Origin of the sequence: Pseudomonas fluorescens HK44 (assembly GCF_000217955.3) — a bacterium.
GTDB classification, from domain to species: Bacteria; Pseudomonadota; Gammaproteobacteria; order Pseudomonadales; family Pseudomonadaceae; genus Aquipseudomonas; species Aquipseudomonas fluorescens_AQ.
This window is the reverse complement of record NZ_AFOY02000027.1, coordinates 113,334-128,909: the sequence shown is the minus strand read 5'-3', so window position 1 is coordinate 128,909 and position 15,576 is coordinate 113,334. Positions and strand designations below refer to the sequence as shown.

General features: G+C 51.1%; 11 protein-coding genes and 2 pseudogenes. 6 read left to right on the top strand and 7 right to left on the bottom strand.

Annotated elements, in window-relative coordinates:
• Positions 1 to 243: 243 nt before the first annotated feature.
• Together HK44_RS27670 and HK44_RS27665 are read right to left on the bottom strand one after the other, a co-directional pair.
• Positions 244 to 3,480, bottom strand: a complete 3,237-nt coding sequence (locus HK44_RS27670; protein WP_019691271.1) for an RNA-directed DNA polymerase — start codon at positions 3,478 to 3,480, stop codon at positions 244 to 246.
• A gap of 700 nt (positions 3,481 to 4,180) precedes the next feature.
• A complete protein-coding gene (locus tag HK44_RS27665) occupies positions 4,181 to 5,158 on the bottom strand; it encodes an IS5 family transposase (protein ID WP_024264756.1) in 978 nt (325 codons plus the stop codon).
• A 277-nt stretch (positions 5,159 to 5,435) separates the two neighbouring features.
• Between HK44_RS27665 and HK44_RS27660 the strand changes: the two are divergent.
• Positions 5,436 to 5,879: pseudogene (locus HK44_RS27660) on the top strand (integrase arm-type DNA-binding domain-containing protein); the annotation flags it as partial.
• 37 nt (positions 5,880 to 5,916) lie between these two features.
• Here HK44_RS27660 and HK44_RS27655 read toward each other — a convergent pair.
• Positions 5,917 to 7,470: pseudogene (locus HK44_RS27655) on the bottom strand (IS3 family transposase).
• Between the two features lie 709 nt (positions 7,471 to 8,179).
• On the opposite strand from HK44_RS27655, the gene HK44_RS27650 reads away from it, so the two are divergent.
• From HK44_RS27650 to HK44_RS27635, 4 genes are read left to right on the top strand one after another with little or no spacing between them, the layout of a single operon-like run.
• Positions 8,180 to 9,619 (top strand): UbiA family prenyltransferase, encoded by a 1,440-nt coding sequence (locus tag HK44_RS27650; RefSeq protein WP_019691269.1) that lies wholly within the window; start codon positions 8,180 to 8,182, stop codon positions 9,617 to 9,619.
• Positions 9,616 to 10,929: an FAD-binding oxidoreductase gene (locus tag HK44_RS27645; protein WP_024265215.1), complete on the top strand. Its 1,314-nt coding sequence runs from the start codon at positions 9,616 to 9,618 to the stop codon at positions 10,927 to 10,929. The genes HK44_RS27650 and HK44_RS27645 overlap by 4 nt, the downstream gene beginning before the upstream one ends.
• Complete coding sequence (locus HK44_RS27640; RefSeq protein WP_019691267.1) at positions 10,926 to 11,666, top strand: SDR family oxidoreductase; 741 nt, start codon at positions 10,926 to 10,928, stop codon at positions 11,664 to 11,666. Before HK44_RS27645 ends, HK44_RS27640 begins: the two co-directional genes overlap by 4 nt.
• Complete coding sequence (locus tag HK44_RS27635; protein ID WP_019691266.1) at positions 11,663 to 12,622, top strand: lysylphosphatidylglycerol synthase transmembrane domain-containing protein; 960 nt, start codon at positions 11,663 to 11,665, stop codon at positions 12,620 to 12,622. The genes HK44_RS27640 and HK44_RS27635 overlap by 4 nt, the downstream gene beginning before the upstream one ends.
• Positions 12,623 to 13,081: 459 nt before the next feature.
• On the opposite strand, the gene HK44_RS27630 is transcribed toward HK44_RS27635, so the two are convergent.
• Positions 13,082 to 13,375, bottom strand: coding sequence for a hypothetical protein (locus tag HK44_RS27630; RefSeq protein WP_019691265.1), 294 nt, complete (start codon positions 13,373 to 13,375; stop codon positions 13,082 to 13,084).
• A gap of 31 nt (positions 13,376 to 13,406) precedes the next feature.
• Between HK44_RS27630 and HK44_RS27625 the strand changes: the two genes are divergently transcribed.
• The gene (locus HK44_RS27625) at positions 13,407 to 13,766 is read left to right on the top strand and encodes a hypothetical protein (protein WP_141651779.1); all 360 of its coding nucleotides are present in this window, start codon (positions 13,407 to 13,409) and stop codon (positions 13,764 to 13,766) included.
• A 129-nt stretch (positions 13,767 to 13,895) separates the two neighbouring features.
• Here the strand turns inward: HK44_RS27625 and HK44_RS27620 are convergent, their stop codons facing one another.
• From HK44_RS27620 to HK44_RS27610, 3 genes are all read right to left on the bottom strand, one after another.
• Entirely contained in the window at positions 13,896 to 14,084 is a 189-nt protein-coding gene (locus HK44_RS27620) for a hypothetical protein (RefSeq protein ID WP_019691263.1), read from the bottom strand.
• Between the two features lie 100 nt (positions 14,085 to 14,184).
• Positions 14,185 to 14,583: a carboxymuconolactone decarboxylase family protein gene (locus HK44_RS27615; protein WP_019691262.1), complete on the bottom strand. Its 399-nt coding sequence runs from the start codon at positions 14,581 to 14,583 to the stop codon at positions 14,185 to 14,187.
• Positions 14,584 to 14,830: 247 nt separating this feature from the next.
• Positions 14,831 to 15,541, bottom strand: a complete 711-nt coding sequence (locus HK44_RS27610; RefSeq protein WP_019691261.1) for an SDR family NAD(P)-dependent oxidoreductase — start codon at positions 15,539 to 15,541, stop codon at positions 14,831 to 14,833.
• Positions 15,542 to 15,576: the final 35 nt, after the last annotated feature.

Genomic DNA, 15,576 nt, shown 5'->3' with positions numbered 1-15,576 from the left:
AAACACAGACTCGCAATAGTAAGCCTTGAAATAGTATCGATCAATCTCAATGGGCTCCAGTACCTTTATAGTCATGGAGCCTAAAAACTTACAATTCCACTTTAACAACCGGCAAGGCCCTATTCGCCAAAATTCCGTCATAACTGGAGAACATAACCCGGTCAGCTATTGCAGAACAAATAAATCAGTCCTCTTTTCGATCTTCTTTTCGCCACTTAACTCATCATCTCTTAATTATGACTTTTATCTCGGTGGTAATTTCTTACGACGCAGGCTGAGCACGAATCCTTCCGGCAGTGGTTTGAATACATCCCGCTCTTGAGGCCAGCGCTTCGCTCTACTCTGGAATGCACGAAGCGCGTCAATATCTAACGTTGCTGCAATTACAAAATCATTATCACCACCACGCACACGGGCTAAATCACGCATGAATGACTCTTTGGCGGGAGCTCGAACACGGCTATCCCCATACTTCCTATTATTCACCAAAATGGTATACGCATGAACATCGAGTGCAGCGGACTCAATAAGTGCTGAAAAGGTTTCTAAGTCCTGATTCCAACTCAAAACCATAAGTGCATCAACCTCACCTTGAAACTTAACCCTGGCCTTACTATTTTGTAGTTCAGAACAAACCATGACACCAAAACATGTGCCATTGTGAACATAAACAGGTTTTTTTCTCAGACTGGCTACTTTACTGTATGCCCATTGCTTCCCGTACATTGAGGTAAGTAATTTATCTTCCCCCACCGCCGGTTGTAGTTTAGGTTGCCAGATTTTAACTGAAGCAGGGAAGCCAAGCCGATTATCGGACAACACCAAACATGCCTCACTTATTACTTCATCCCCCTCAAAATGTCGATATTCAGTACCAGCAATCAAACTAATACCTACAGCACTTAGTCTTGCAGCAATGCTATCAACCCACTTCAAAGGTAACGACAATTCCGGAAACAAAACATAATGAGGTTTAGGATTGAGCCTTATAGCCTGATTTACCAGTTCTGCGATGCGGCTGTACCGATCAAGAGACAGATTTGATTTGTTACATGCCATAGCAGCCCAATCGCTATCATCTGTCTTAAGGTTAGTCAGAGCAACAACAATTTTTTTGCTACGCTCGGTTCCAATATATAAATATTTAGTGGAGCGTTTATGTAAGCTACCTCCATCCTTGTCTTGTTCTAAAGCAAGCAAGGTCGGTTTGATCCAAACCCCTCTCAGGGCCTGAGCATATTGCGCCCAAATTACTGCAGGGTTTATCTCAGAGATCTTGTGGTTATTACAAGGCAGACCAACGCATTCCGGCGCAAGCTCTGCTATTTCGGCCGGTGTTAGTGGCCTAGTCGGAAAGATGTAAGGAAGAAAGCTCTCTGTCTTACGCCCCCCCGCCTCAAAAAAACCGAGTCGAGACACGCGGGTTGATTTCAGAAAGCTTTTTAATGCGTCAACATCTAATAACTGAGTTCGCTCGAAGCACTTAAGGAGCAGTCTTTCGACCTTATCGTCTCGCTTACCGATTAAAGTTTGTGCAGAACGAGTGCTTAGTATTCGTTTGTAAGGTTCCTTAGCCAAATCTGCCATCGCGATGAGTGGAGCTTTTTTGTAAAAATCTTCCGATCCAATTCGAAAATCTAGAATATCTTCGACACCAGTCAGTGCTTCAATAATAGTTTGCAGAAATAATTCAGCCAAGCGTGCTTCTTTTTTCGAGCGATTACTGTTTAACAACCTTCTAGGGTCATAACAACGAGCAGCTGCATCAACAAACATCCATGACAGCGTACCTTTGACATATCGCCATAACTCCTTGCCTGCTTTTGCCTTGGCCCCATTCATGCCAATTTCCCGACCCGGAATTATATGGCCTGCTAATTGGTCAATAGATGCGAAAGCACGTACTACTATTTGCTCAGCTTGAGCCCATTCATTCATACTAATTGCAAACCCAAGGAGCCGCGGCAAATATGTAAAGTGAGCAAACAAGTTTTCAGGTCTTACAATATGATTGTGGGCAAACTGGTAGAACTCCTCGCGCTGTTTTACCCACTCACTTGGTGGCAAATCTCTAGCCAATGTCTCGACATGACGTAATTGCAACGACCAGCTAAGCCTGCGAATGGTCAAGCCGTCGGCGCGGCGTAACGTATCTGCTTGCTCGCCTACACTTCCCGCTGCTGAGAGCACTCGAGCCGCCGTAGAATCCTCCAATTGATCAGGCGAGGGCATAAGACGGTGCTCACTGGAAAGTTCATAAATTTCCTTCTCGATACTATCGAGCAAGTCAAGTCCAGCTCGACCATGTAAAATAAATAACTTTTGCTTTTCAGCCTGCAACTTTATCCGAGTACTACCTTGTAATTCCTTTCCCTGCTGAATCTCCCAGAGCTTCTCTTTTTTCTTCGACCTATCTGCCAGCTCAGTTTCTTCTTGGAAAATACAATCATCGCCCAAACGATCTTGCAAAAAAACCATGAACTCCTTTGTATTATTTATACAACCTGTGTCATGCAAAACCATAAACATATCATCGACGTAACGCCCATAATGAATTGGCGCGACTTTTTCTCTTATAAGAGTATCCCAATGATGCAATAGAACATTAGACATAATGCGTGTAGCTGTTAGACCGATGACTAAGCCGCCTGGGATATCCGCCTCACCCTTTACTAACCCCTTACTAAATTCCTGCGCGCCCTCGGACCAGTTAGCTAAGAACCTAGTCAATTCTTTAGTGAATAGCTGTTCCGCCTTGGATAGTTCAAGTCCAAGTTTGCTTTGTAGCAACGGAGATGCAATTGCCAACGGGTCCACAAAATGATAATAACTTTTCAAATCAAGCGATACAGCGACCACGTCACGATCTTTCTCAAGCTCAAACCGAATAGCTTTTAGACCATCATTACGCCACTTTTGATAAGGTTGGAAATATGGCGTAAAGGAACCTATTGCACTTATGTGAAAAGGCTTATCTGCGTTCCTGTCCAAACTATCATCATTTCTAATACGTTTTAATCGTGCACCGTAACAATCCCTACCCAAACAAGCGTCAAACTTATGCCCGATGGTGTTTATCCAAAGCGCAGATAATATATGCGCATCCACAGGAAAATCGCCAACAATACGAAACTCAGGAACTAAGTCATTATTACTTTTAAGACTTTCAAACGCCCTTACTGGACAAGAAAAGTGAATATGCCCATTTGCGCTCTCTCTCTTCGGCTCAACAGAAAGCTTTTTAGGTAACAAACGAAACTCACCAAGTAATTTCTTATCTTCGGAAAACCCTCGATTAAGTTGCACTCTAACTAGTAAATCTTTCAGATTTTCTAATAATTTTTGTTCGTACTCGGCAAACTTTATAGCGGTTGGAAATGTATTTTCAAAAAAACAATCAGCTTTTGCCTTACGATAGGCGACTACTAAATCTTCAAGGCGTAAGCCCTTCCAGTCGGTAAACGTTGCCGAGTAACTCATATGCACTCCTTTGCTAACAACAGGCGGTCGATAGGCCCACTGAGCTTGTATGGGGAGGGGAGGACGTTATTTGATATATTTCCAAGAACTAATCGCGCGCTCTTAATCAAGCCATAGCAATTTCACGAATGCAAGCTAGCCCCCACCACTAAACGAGAAATCTTCGCCCGTTTGAAAACTACAGCCCCCAACTGACCACTTGATGCTGATAACGGCTCTTATCATGATTGAGACTTTCGACCCATTGACATAACGAAAAAGAGCTGTACGTATGTAATTAACGATGCTAAGGCGTCGAACACGTACATCCTCCTTAGGTAGTCCTTCATCTAGAAGCACCTTCCAGCCTCAGGATAGTTTTAGGGATAGAATAACAATTACCATTAGATAATTTCGTTTATTTACAGATAGTTACTACCTTGCTTCGACTCCTAGTGCCACAAGGTTCCAGAGAAGGCTTTCAAAATCTCTGAAACCCCCGAAAAACCCGCCTTCTCAGGCTGTGTGAAAACTCCAGCTCAGCTCTAAGGTTCGCGTTGCTACGCGAAATCCTTAAGGAAGTTCTGAAGTACCCACCGATTTTTGATGCCTTCTCTGCGTGAGGTTCAAAAAACGCTGATTTGGTCGAAAAGCAGACCTTTCCACTCTTTAATTCATGATTTTTCCTCTAATCGCGCTGTTTCAGGGCGATTAGCCCGCATTACAGGCGCACCTCTCCTGCATTCAACAATCGTTTTCGCACCATCCACAAGTTCGACAAGGCGAACAACGTCGTCTGTTGAGCGATGTTTTTCGTCAGACCACGAAAGCGCACTTTCGTATAGCCAAACTGGCGCTTGATCACTCGAAATGGGTGCTCAACCTTGGCTCTGACTTGCGCTTTCGCATACTCAATTCCGCGTAGCGCACTGCCGATCACCGTGTCTTTGCCATGCTCTTTGTACGAACTGGGCCGTGCAGAAATCGACCAGATCATCTTGCGATCCTGATGTTCCGGGCGCTTCTGCACCCCGGTGTAACCGGCATCGCCACAGACGTGAACCTCTTCCCCATGAAGCAGTTGATCCACTTGTGTCACGTCCGCCACGTTGGCAGGAGTACCGACCACGCTATGAACCAAGCCCGAATCCGCATCGACGCCAATGTGGGATTTCATTCCAAAATAGTACTGATTTCCTTTCTTGGTCTGATGCATCTCGGGATCGCGTTTCTTGTCTTTATTCTTGGTTGAGCTGGGGGCATGAATGATCGTCGCATCCACTATCGTTCCGTGGCGCAACATCAATCCACGCTCACCCAGATAACCGTTGATAACCTGCAAAATCCCGCCCGCCAGGTCATGCTTCTCCAGCAAGCGGCGGAAGTTGAGGATCGTGGTTTCGTCAGGAATTCGATCCAGATGCAGCCCTGCAAACTGACGCAGGATCATCGTTTCATACAGCGATTCCTCCATCGCCGGATCGCTGTAGCCGAACCAGTTCTGCATCAGATGAACCCGCAACATGGCCAGCAACGGATACGCCGGACGACCGCCTTCACCCTTTGGATAATGCGGTTCGATCAAGGCAATCAACCCCTTCCAGGGCACGACTTGATCCATCTCGATCAGGAAGCGCTCACGGCGGGTTTGCTTACGTTTGCCGGCATACTCGGCATCGGCGAAGGACATCTGTTTCATCGGGGCTCAACCGGTCGATTCGTGTGAGGGGGTATTTCACCAGAGTTGGAAGTCTTTTTCAGAGTTTCCTTAAAGCTTTTACGAGCTGAGTCGCTCAGAAAGAGCGAGAGAACGCCAAATTTGATCGTTTATTGATCGGTGTTTGGCGCTCGAATAGTTTTCACACAGTCTGTTCTGGCGGGTTTTTTCGTTTTGGGGTTCTGTCGGGTTACGTCAAAATCTGGTGGATCCCATCCGTTTTAGGGGTAAGGTAATTCGATAAAGGGGGAGTACCCTTATGTCGCGCACCACTGCTCCACTCTCCGATTCGGCTTGCCGCTCAGCCAAGCCCACTGACCGCGCCTACAAGCTATTCGACGGCGACGGCCTCTACCTTCTAGTCCAACCCAATGGCCGCAAAGGCTGGCGTTTCAGGTATGTAAAACCTGATGGTCGTGAAGGACTGACCTCCTTCGGCAACTACCCCGTGGTCGGCCTCGCCGATGCGCGCAACAAGCGCCTGGAGGTCAAGCGGATGCTGGCGAAAGGCATCGACCCCATAGAGACCAAACACCAAGCCAAGACGCAGGCCGCAATCAAAGGCCGTACCTTTGAAAGCGCTGCACTGGAATGGCACAACGCGATGTCTGCCAAATGGGCACCGGGTCATGCCAAGACGGTTCTGAGCCGCCTCAAAACCCATGTCTTCCCGCTGGTCGGCGCTCGCTCTATTGTCGATCTCGGCGTTTTTCAAGGTAGTTGTCGCGTCAACCGTCTAACTATGCCGCTCTTTTCTCGACCTGTTGCTCTCGATCCGGGTTCAAAAACACGGTACCGATCGGCTCCCAGTTACGCGTCTGACCCGACCAGCGCTCCGGGGTTTTCCCCTTGGCTCGTTCGTACAGCTCATGTCGCAGGGCCAAGACTTGATGATCCAGCCCTCGATGCCGCTCGACTGGCGTGACAAAACGGATCCGGCTATGCCGGTGCTCGTGGTTATACCAACGCCATAAAAATCCCTCACCCAAGCTCGTGCGGCGTCCAAACTGGCAAAACCATCCTGTGGCCATTGCGGGCAGTACTTCAGCGTTCTAAACAGCGACTCCGAGTAGGGATTGTCGTTGCTCACCCGTGGTCGTCCCCGCGAGGGCGTGATGCCCAGCTCGTACATCTTGCTCAACAGCGTCACCGATTTCATCGGCGCTCCGTTGTCCGAGTGCAGCACCAGCGGTTCGCGTAAACACTGCTCGCCGATCACGCTGCGTTGCAGCAGTGCGGCGGCTTTCTCGCCGCTTTCCGCGTCGTAGACCTCCCAGCCCACGGCCTTGCGGCTGTAAATATCCTCGATCAGATAGAGATAGTAGTACTTGCCGCGTATCGGCGACGGCAGATACGTGATGTCCCACGACCAGACCTGATTGGGCGCTTTGGCCGCATGAGTCGTCGGTGCTGCGTACCGCCTGGGGCGCTGACAACGGCCTCGATGTTGCTGTTGACCCGCCGCACGCAAGACGCGATAAAACGTGGCCTCCGACGCTAGATAACGCCCTTGATCGGCCAGGCGCGGCACGATCTGGCTGGGCGGCAAGTGAGCATAATCAGCGCCGTTGCACAGCGTCACAATCGCCTGGCGCTCGACCTCACTCAGCGCATTACGCGGCGTTGGCCGTGTGACAGTCGTTCGGGCATCGGTGCGGATAACGTTTGTTTCAGTCCACCGTTGCAAAGTCCGCAGCGATAGTCCGATTTCCCGGCAGGCCCTGATTTTTCTGGCTCCCGCCACGACCGCGTTGCTCAGCCAGCCAACGAGTAACTGCCGTTCTGGCAAAGTCGTCAGTTGTCCTCGTTGTCGGTCCCCCAGTAGTCGTTGAGCTTTTTTCGCAGCACCAACAACGCAGCTGTTTCAGCAAGTGCCTTGTCTTTTCGACGCAGTTCGCGCTCAAGTTCCTGGATGCGTTTCTATCCTTGCGAGACTGCTCCCGATCTTCTTTTTGCTGGGCCTTTTCCGATTTCTGGCCGGTGATGAAGGCTTGTCGCCAGGCAGTGATTTGCTCGGGGTAAAGGCCTTTGCGGCGGCAATACTCGCCCAGGTCGATCTCGGACAAGCCGGCCGCTTCAAGGACGACAGCAAACTTGGTTTCGGCTGACCAACTCTCGGCCGGTGACTTGTTTTCGGACACTGCACTTCCTTCAGAACTGAGCTGCTTGCGCCAGTTGGACAAAGACATTTCGCTGACCCCTTCGCGCCGGGAAACCTCGGCCATCGACAGGTTCAGTGGGGGAAGCAGCATCTTGAGTAATGCGGCTCTGCGTTCAGGTGAATAGTACGGCACAACCAATCTCTTTCCGCCCCCGGTATGCTTTTTAGGAAAAACCGGAGAGGCGACAACTATCCTGACACCGGGGATCTGGACACCCATGACCTGATGCAACCTCTGGAAGCGATCCAGAAGCGCGGCACAATTGACGTCGCTTTAAGGGTACAAAACTACCTGCAAAGCATCATGCGCGAGGCTGCACTTGGAAAGCCTCATTTCCTTGATCACCCTGGAAACCTGCATAGGAGCGGTTTGTCGGGCGGCCAAAATTTCTTCCTTCTCTCGCACTGAAAGAAAACCGCGACGATCTACAATTTCGACAAGGTTGATCGCCAATGCCCGCGCATAGAGAGAGTGGGGGGGCCTACCGGAGACCGGATCGTGATGCACTGGTTGCTACCAAGTCCAGTTAAGGAAGAGGATGCCCCACTACCGAATTCAGTCAACCTAAGATGCCGCTGCCGCAGACTGCGCCAAGGTCCGCCGGGCCTTCTACGGACTTGAGATTTTGCGCCCGTGTTGCGGTCGAGCGCAGCCTTCGGCAGCGGCTACCGCTGTCCGAGAGCGTGCGGTGAGCTGATTGCGCTTAAATGCCCGACCACCGGTAGCTTTTTGCCATAACCTGTGCCGCCAGAGCGCTATATTGTCAGCCGAAACCTGCTTTACCTGCTATGTTGTTTTTATGGGTCAACTTCGCTGGATCAGCCCTCTGGGAAGAGTTCTTATGACTGAATTTACGCCCGTTGCCCTCCCTTTCGTTGTCGATCTCGACGGCACCCTACTGCGTTCCAACCTGCTCCTGGAAACCGGTATGGCCTTTGTCAGGCATAAGCCTTTAAGCCTATTTAAACCGCTTGGTTGGCTGGCCAAAGGCAAGACCGCCTTGAAAGAAGGCTTAGCTCATGCGACAGATATTGATGTCAGTCTTTTGCCCTATGACCCTGAAATCATCGCGCTGATCAAAGCGGAACGAAGCAAAGGCCGCTCCATTATTTTGGCAACAGCCAGTCACTATACGCTGGCCAAGCGTATCGCCGATCACCTACAACTGTTCGACGAGGTACTGGCTACCAATGCCGAGCGAAACCTGTCAGCGCATCGCAAGCGTGATCTGCTGGTCGAGCATTATGGAGAGAAGGGATTTGATTACGCCGGTAACTCTCATGACGACATTCCAGTCTGGGCTGCAGCCCGGCACGCTTATGTGGTCAATCCTGAGCCAGGTGTGGAGCGTCGGGCGCAAAAGCAGGGTAATGTCGAACAGGTTATTCGTTCCAATCCATCAGGAATAAAGGATTGGTTTAAGGCGCTGCGCCTGCACCAATGGATGAAAAATACGCTGATTTTCGTGCCTTTGCTGGCTGCGCATCAGATAACCAATCCTTTACTGCTGTGGCAAGGTCTACTAGCCTTCCTGTTCTTCGGGCTGTGTGCTTCCAGCGTCTATCTGCTCAATGATTTGCTCGATCTGGCGGATGATCGTCATCACCACTCCAAGCGCAATCGTCCATTTGCGGCGGGGCGCTTGTCGATCAAGTCAGGGTTGATAGCCTTCCCTGTCTTGCTGGTCATGGCATTTGATGGTGCAGCCTTATTGTTGCCCTGGCAATTTGCTGGAGTGCTGGTTGCCTACTACATCCTGACCCTGGCCTATTCGATGTCGTTGAAACGGTATATGGCAATCGATGCCATCGCGCTGGCTATGCTCTATACCGTGCGCATCATCGCCGGTGCGGCAGCTTGCGGACTTGAACTGACCTTCTGGATACTAGCCTTCTCGATGTTCATCTTCCTCAGTCTGGCGCTGGTTAAACGCTACGCCGAATTGCGCGAGGCACGCAGCAAGGGGGAAACCGAGAAAACCCGTGGCCGTGGTTACTATCCGGGTGATCTAGAAATGATCTCGTCGCTGGGTGCCTCGTCTGGTTACCTGTCGGTGATGGTGTTGGCTTTGTATATCCATGGGCAAGATACGACAGGGCTTTATCTCAATCCCCAAGTGATCTGGCTGGCCTGTCCGCTGCTACTATTTTGGATTACCCGTGTCTGGATGCTGACTTATCGCGGGGAAATGCATGACGATCCAGTGGTATTCGCCGTCCGTGACCGTGTCAGTCTGATTGTCGGTGTGCTGTTTTGCGCTGTGTTCTGGGTCGCGACATGAGTGCCCCCCTTGACTCCTGGGGGCGCTACCCCCGCGCCCCGCAGGATGCACATGCTTGCAGCTGGCGTAGCGACACACCCGACCTGTTGAGGCGAGTCGTCACCTCTCATGGCAGCACCCTACCGTATGGCAATGGCCGTAGTTACGGCGACAGTTGCCTGGCCGCCAGTGACCAGGTACTGCACATGCGCACTCAGGATCGTTTCATGCAGGTTGATTGGCAGCATGGCACGGTACAGGCTGAGGCGGGTGTAACCCTGGCCGAAATCCTGGCTGCTGCAATTCCTCAGGGCTGGTTTCTCTCGGTCACCCCCGGTACGCAGTTCGCCACCTTGGGCGGCGCTATTGCTAATGATGTCCATGGCAAGAACCATCATCTGCGAGGCACTTTCGGCAACCATGTTCGTAGCTTTGGTTTGTTGCGTCATGGCCAGGAATTGCGGACCTGTTCGAAGAGCGAAAATTTCGAGCTGTATGCCGCCAGCATCGGTGGCCTGGGGCTGACAGGCGTGATCACCTGGGCGGAAATCCAGCTGATCCCTATTCGCTCCAGCCAGATCGACAGTACCGTGGTGCGTTTCGACAACCTGTCCGAGTTCTTCGCCTTGTCCGCTGAGCTGGATCATCAGCACGAATACAGCGTGGCCTGGATCGACTGCATGGCCAAGGGTGCTCAAGCGGGCCGCGGTGTGTTTATCGTCGGCGATCATGCCCGTTATGGCTCACTGGACGTGGATGCGCGACCGAAACTGTGCGTACCTTTGACCCCTCCAGTTTCCCTGATCAACAATCTGTCCCTGCGCGCGTTCAATGAAGCGTACTGGCGGATTCATCCCACGACACGTACACGCAAATGGGAGAGCTACGAGCCGTTTTTTTACCCGCTGGATCGCCTTCTTCACTGGAACCGTATCTACGGACGCAAGGGCTTCCAGCAGTACCAGTGCGTGATTCCTGATGCTGTGGCCGAGGTGTCCATGCGCGAACTGCTGGGTGTCATAGCCGATTCCGGCCAGGGATCTTTCCTTGCAGTACTCAAGCGCTGTGGCGAGATTGCCTCACCCGGCCTACTGTCCTTCCCTTTGCCCGGCACCTCGCTAGCCCTGGATTTTCCACAGAAAACCGACCTGGCACCGCTGTTCGCCCGCCTGGACGCCATTGTGCGCGAGGCCGGTGGCCGGCTGTACCCAGCCAAGGATGCCCACATGAGTGGCAGTGACTTCCGGCAGGCCTACCCGGCCTGGGAGCAATTGGAAGTACTGCGTGATCCGTCCCTAATGTCCCGCTTCTGGAAACGAGTCGCCGCATGAAACGAATTCTGATTATTGGCGCTACCTCCGCCATTGCTACGGCTTGCGCACGCCTGTGGGCCGCACAAGGAAGTGAGTTTTTCCTGGTTGCTCGCAACAATGAGAAACTGGAGCAGACGGCGGCCGATCTGCGAGTTCGCGGTGCCAAAGCAGTGACCTTGCATAGCATGGACGCCACCGACGTTGCCGCACACCCAGCGATGCTGGAGAGTTGCTTGAGCGCTTTGCAGCAGATCGACATCGCTCTGATTGCCCATGGCACCCTTCCCGACCAGAAAGCCTGTGAACTGGATGCCGGTGTGGCCCTTCAGGAGTTTGCCAACAATGGCACCTCGGTTATTGCTCTGCTGACCCATCTCGCCAATCAGTTCGAGATCCAGCATTGCGGTACCCTGGCGGTAATTTCCTCGGTGGCCGGTGATCGGGGAAGGCCTTCCAACTACCTGTACGGTACCGCCAAGGCCGCTGTTTCCACCTTCTGTGAAGGACTGCGAGCCCGGCTGTTCAAGGTCGGCGTGCATGTCATTGATATCAAGCCTGGCTTCGTCGATACCCCTATGACCCAGGGCCTGCCGCTGCCGGCACCGTTGGTGGCCAAGCCGGAGCAGGTCGCCCTGCGTATCGTCAAAGGGATCGAGCTCAAGGTTGGCACTCTCTACGCTCCGGGCTTCTGGGCACTGATCATGCTGATCATTCGCAGTATTCCGCAACCGATCTTCAAGAGACTTAACCTGTGAACGAAGGCCTTTATCTGTCAGGTTGGCGGTATCGGGCCGTCATTCTTTCGGTGGTATTTTCCGCACTGGGCTATCTGGGCTTTTCCCTATGGGGCGGCTGGCAGGAGGTCAGCAGTGCAATTGGCAAAGTCGGAGCACTCGGCATCGCCATTGCCCTGCTGATGTCACTGGCCAACTACGGCCTGCGCTTCCTGCGCTGGCAGGGTTACCTCAAGGCCTTGGGGCATGTCGTACCATGGAAGGCCAGCTTGCAGATCTATCTTTCTGGTTTTGCCCTGACCATTACGCCCGGCAAAGCTGGTGAAGCCCTACGCGGCGTCTTGCTTAAGCGCTGGGGGGTGCCATACACGCAGAGTTTCGCGGCCTTCTTCAGTGAGCGCCTGTCTGACCTGCTTGCGGTAGTGCTAATGACGCTATTCGGACTCAGCCTGTATCCAGATGCGCGTTCAATTATTGTGGTGGGTGTTGCACTGGTGGCGGTGGGTTTCGCGGTACTTTCGCAGCGCCGATTAATTGAGCAGCTCGCGCACTTTGTACCTGAACAGGGCGGGAAGCTCGTCGGGCTTTTACGCCACCTATTCAATGTGCTGCTGGAAGCACAGAGATGCCATCGTCTAGGTCTGCTACTAGGGTCAACACTATTGAGCGTGCTTGCCTGGAGTGCTGAAGCACTGGCCTTTCACTGGATATTGAACTGGATGGGAGCAGATATACCGCTGACTTTTGCAGTTTTTGTCTATGCGCTTTCTATGCTCGCTGGCGCGCTAAGTTTTATGCCGGGCGGCCTAGGTGGCGCCGAAGCAGTGATGGTCGCACTGCTGGTGTGGAAAGGCATGCCTAGTGCCAATGCAATTGCCGCGACAGTTTTAATTCGTTTGGCAACACTTTGGTTTGCAGTAGGAATCGGTGCGATTTTTTTCGGGGGAAAAGTAGGTGAGCATGAATATCGAAAATAAAACCAAAGCTCTCTTTCCAGGCAATATGGTTAATTACATAAATTTCATGATAATTACCATTTGCTTTTTCACCGTTTTAGCGACAGGAATAAAAAACCTTATTACAACTGGGATATAATCGGGTACGTTGCTTCCGCATATAAATCTGATGGGAACGACGAGAGCGAGTTAACAAGAATAGTATTTAAAGACCTATCTACAGAAGTTAGCCCAGATACTTTTTCATACTTAACGGGTAACTCACCATACGATAAATACAAATCAATAACGTACAAGAATCCCTCCTCGCTAGAAGAGCAAATACCATTTTACTCTATAAGAACCATGTATTTGTTCGCAATGAAAGCTGTTAATTATCTCGGATTCTCGTACTCATCTTCGACATATTTAGTGAGCGCATTTTTTTGCTTCTTTTAGTGTGCTTGCGATATCCGGAATACTTTTTAACCAAAAAATCCCTCAGATATTTCTTCCTTTAATAATTATTTTTTCGGGCATCTTTGATATTTCACGATACTCAACCCCTGATTCCACCGCCTGCTTCATAGCGCTGGCGTTTATTTTCTTTTTTTTGAGGAGAAATCCGCTAGCGATTGTTTTTGCTACACTTCTACCTCTTGCAAGAACTGATTTTGTATTATTTTCATTTTTTGCTGCTTTAGTTAGCTTTAACTCCCTTTCAAAATTATGGTCCATCATTTCCTTTATTGCTTCTTTGATCTTGTATTTTGCAATAAATAAAATCAATGGCAATTATGGATTCCTGACTATATTTAATTTCACCTTGATAGGTATTGACCCATACCCCGCCAGCATGGCGCTATCTAACAACCTGATTGACTACATAAAGGCATATGCTCGCGGAGCTTTGGCCTTTTTAAGCCACCCCCACCTTTTGGTTTACTCTATGGGCTTTGCATTTTTTTGCCGAAACTTTATGGCGCGCAAAAAATTTAATGATTTATGCCTTGTCTCCGCAGCATCCTTGGCATTTGTTATTTTGCATCTGATTATCTTCCCAGCATACATGGATAGATTTTTCTCTTTTCCTGTAGCGATTATTTTGATTTATATTATAAAACAATCACTTTTTAATAACGCCCAAGATACCACTCCATATCAGATCAGCGAATCAAAACAATAACCACACCAACTTCAGCGGTAGTCGCAACAACTCTAAGTTATGTCTGGTGCCGCACCATACAAAACGAAGCCCCTGCAGAAATGCAGGGGCTTTGTTGTTTCTGGGGTTTGGAAAAAACCACACTCCCGCCTAGGCCCCCTTACCAAGAAAAGGCGCGGTTTCCACTTCCAGCATCAGCAACACCATTTCCGTCAACTCGGCGTCGGACTTCTGTCCTGCATAGAGGTCATGGAGTGCTTTGGCGAAGGGAATACGCAGGTCCTGGTTTTCTTCGTGGGCGCTATCGCTGTATTGCATGAGTTCGCTGATGGCGCGCATCACTGCCGCTTGCCACCGAGCGGTGGTCCTAAGACCATCGCCGGTGATTGCAATCAACTTATCCTTCGTCAGCTGGCGAAGGGCGGGGTCCCGCAACGGCTTATGCGGCTTTGGGTTGCGAGTGTTCTTTGACATACCGGACGATACTCAGCGTTTCCTGCCGGAACTGCTCGTAGTCGATCTGCTGGGCGTTAATAAAGGTGCTGCCCATCATGGTCAGCGACCCCATAAAGCTGGCTTCGGAAATTTCCTCGTCGCTCGCGCCAAACAAGCGCGCGGCTTCGGTATGGAACAGGGCGCAATACTTACAACGGGTCGCCCCGGACACTGCCAGACCTATCAACTCCTTGTACTTGTTAGGAATCCTGGTTTCCGCCAGCCAGAAATCCCTGGCTACGCCCCAGAATCCGTTCGCTCCACCTTCCGGCATCTGCTTGATCCACTCCGGTACCTGACCCAGGGTCTGTTCAATTTCCCGATAGGTATCACGAATGGCCATTTGGCACCTCCTTACCTCTCTGGAGACATCTGCACCAGAGGTACAACTTAGTTTAGTTCGCTGGCGGCCATGCCAGAGCCGGCAGCAGGACGACTCCAGCAACGAATCCTTAAATATCGTAGAAACAACAAGATGGATTTAGACTTTTTTGGCGCAATGACGGGCCACTAAATGCTTGGAGTTATCAAACAAAGCCCCCGCCGTAATGCGAGGGCTTTGTTGTTTCCGGAGTTTGGCAAAGCAGGTCTTAGTGACCGGCACTCTGACCGCCATCGACGTGCAGGATTTCACCGGTGACGAATCCGGCGGAGTCCAGATACACAACGGCCTGAGCGATGTCGCTGATCTCGCCCATGTGCCCGACCGGGTGCAAATTGCCCAGCGCTTCGTAGGTTTCTTCGGCGTGCATCGGCGTTTTGATGATGCCAGGGCTGACCGCGTTCACGCGAATGCCGCGCTTGGCGTATTCGATGGCCAGGGATTTGGTTGCCGCGTTGAGGCCCCCTTTGGTCAATGACGCCAGTACCGAAGGCACACCGTCGACCGCGTGGTCCGTCAGGCTGGTGGTGATGTTGACGACGTGGCCGCGGCCTTGTTTTTCCATCTCGGCGATGGCGAGTTGGGTGATGTAGAAGAAACCATTCAGGTTCACCGACAGCACAGCGGCGTAGTCTTCGTGGGTATAGGCGGTGAACGGCTTGGCGACGAAGATCCCGGCATTGTTGACCAGGGTGTCGATACGGCCAAAACGTGCGATCGCTTCATGAACCACGCGCTGGGCTATCGCCGGGTCGCCGATGTCGCCCGCCACGGTGAGGATGTCCGGGTCGGTGGACGGTTTGATCGAACGCGAGGTGGCAACCACCCGGTAATCGAGATCACGGAAGGCCTTGACCATGCCTGCGCCGAGACCTTGGGATGCACCGGTAATAACAATGACTTTTTTCGAATTGCTCATGATGAACCTCTACAAAGTAATGGAGTTTTAAAAGT

Coding starts and splice junctions, on each gene's coding strand:
- HK44_RS27610 (WP_019691261.1), bottom strand. CDS start 15,541: ATGAGCAATTCGAAAAAAGTCATTGTTATTACCGGTGCATCCCAAGGT.
- HK44_RS27650 (WP_019691269.1), top strand. CDS start 8,180: ATGACTGAATTTACGCCCGTTGCCCTCCCTTTCGTTGTCGATCTCGAC.
- HK44_RS27620 (WP_019691263.1), bottom strand. CDS start 14,084: ATGCGCGCCATCAGCGAACTCATGCAATACAGCGATAGCGCCCACGAA.
- HK44_RS27645 (WP_024265215.1), top strand. CDS start 9,616: ATGAGTGCCCCCCTTGACTCCTGGGGGCGCTACCCCCGCGCCCCGCAG.
- HK44_RS27670 (WP_019691271.1), bottom strand. CDS start 3,480: ATGAGTTACTCGGCAACGTTTACCGACTGGAAGGGCTTACGCCTTGAA.
- HK44_RS27665 (WP_024264756.1), bottom strand. CDS start 5,158: ATGAAACAGATGTCCTTCGCCGATGCCGAGTATGCCGGCAAACGTAAG.
- HK44_RS27615 (WP_019691262.1), bottom strand. CDS start 14,583: ATGGCCATTCGTGATACCTATCGGGAAATTGAACAGACCCTGGGTCAG.
- HK44_RS27640 (WP_019691267.1), top strand. CDS start 10,926: ATGAAACGAATTCTGATTATTGGCGCTACCTCCGCCATTGCTACGGCT.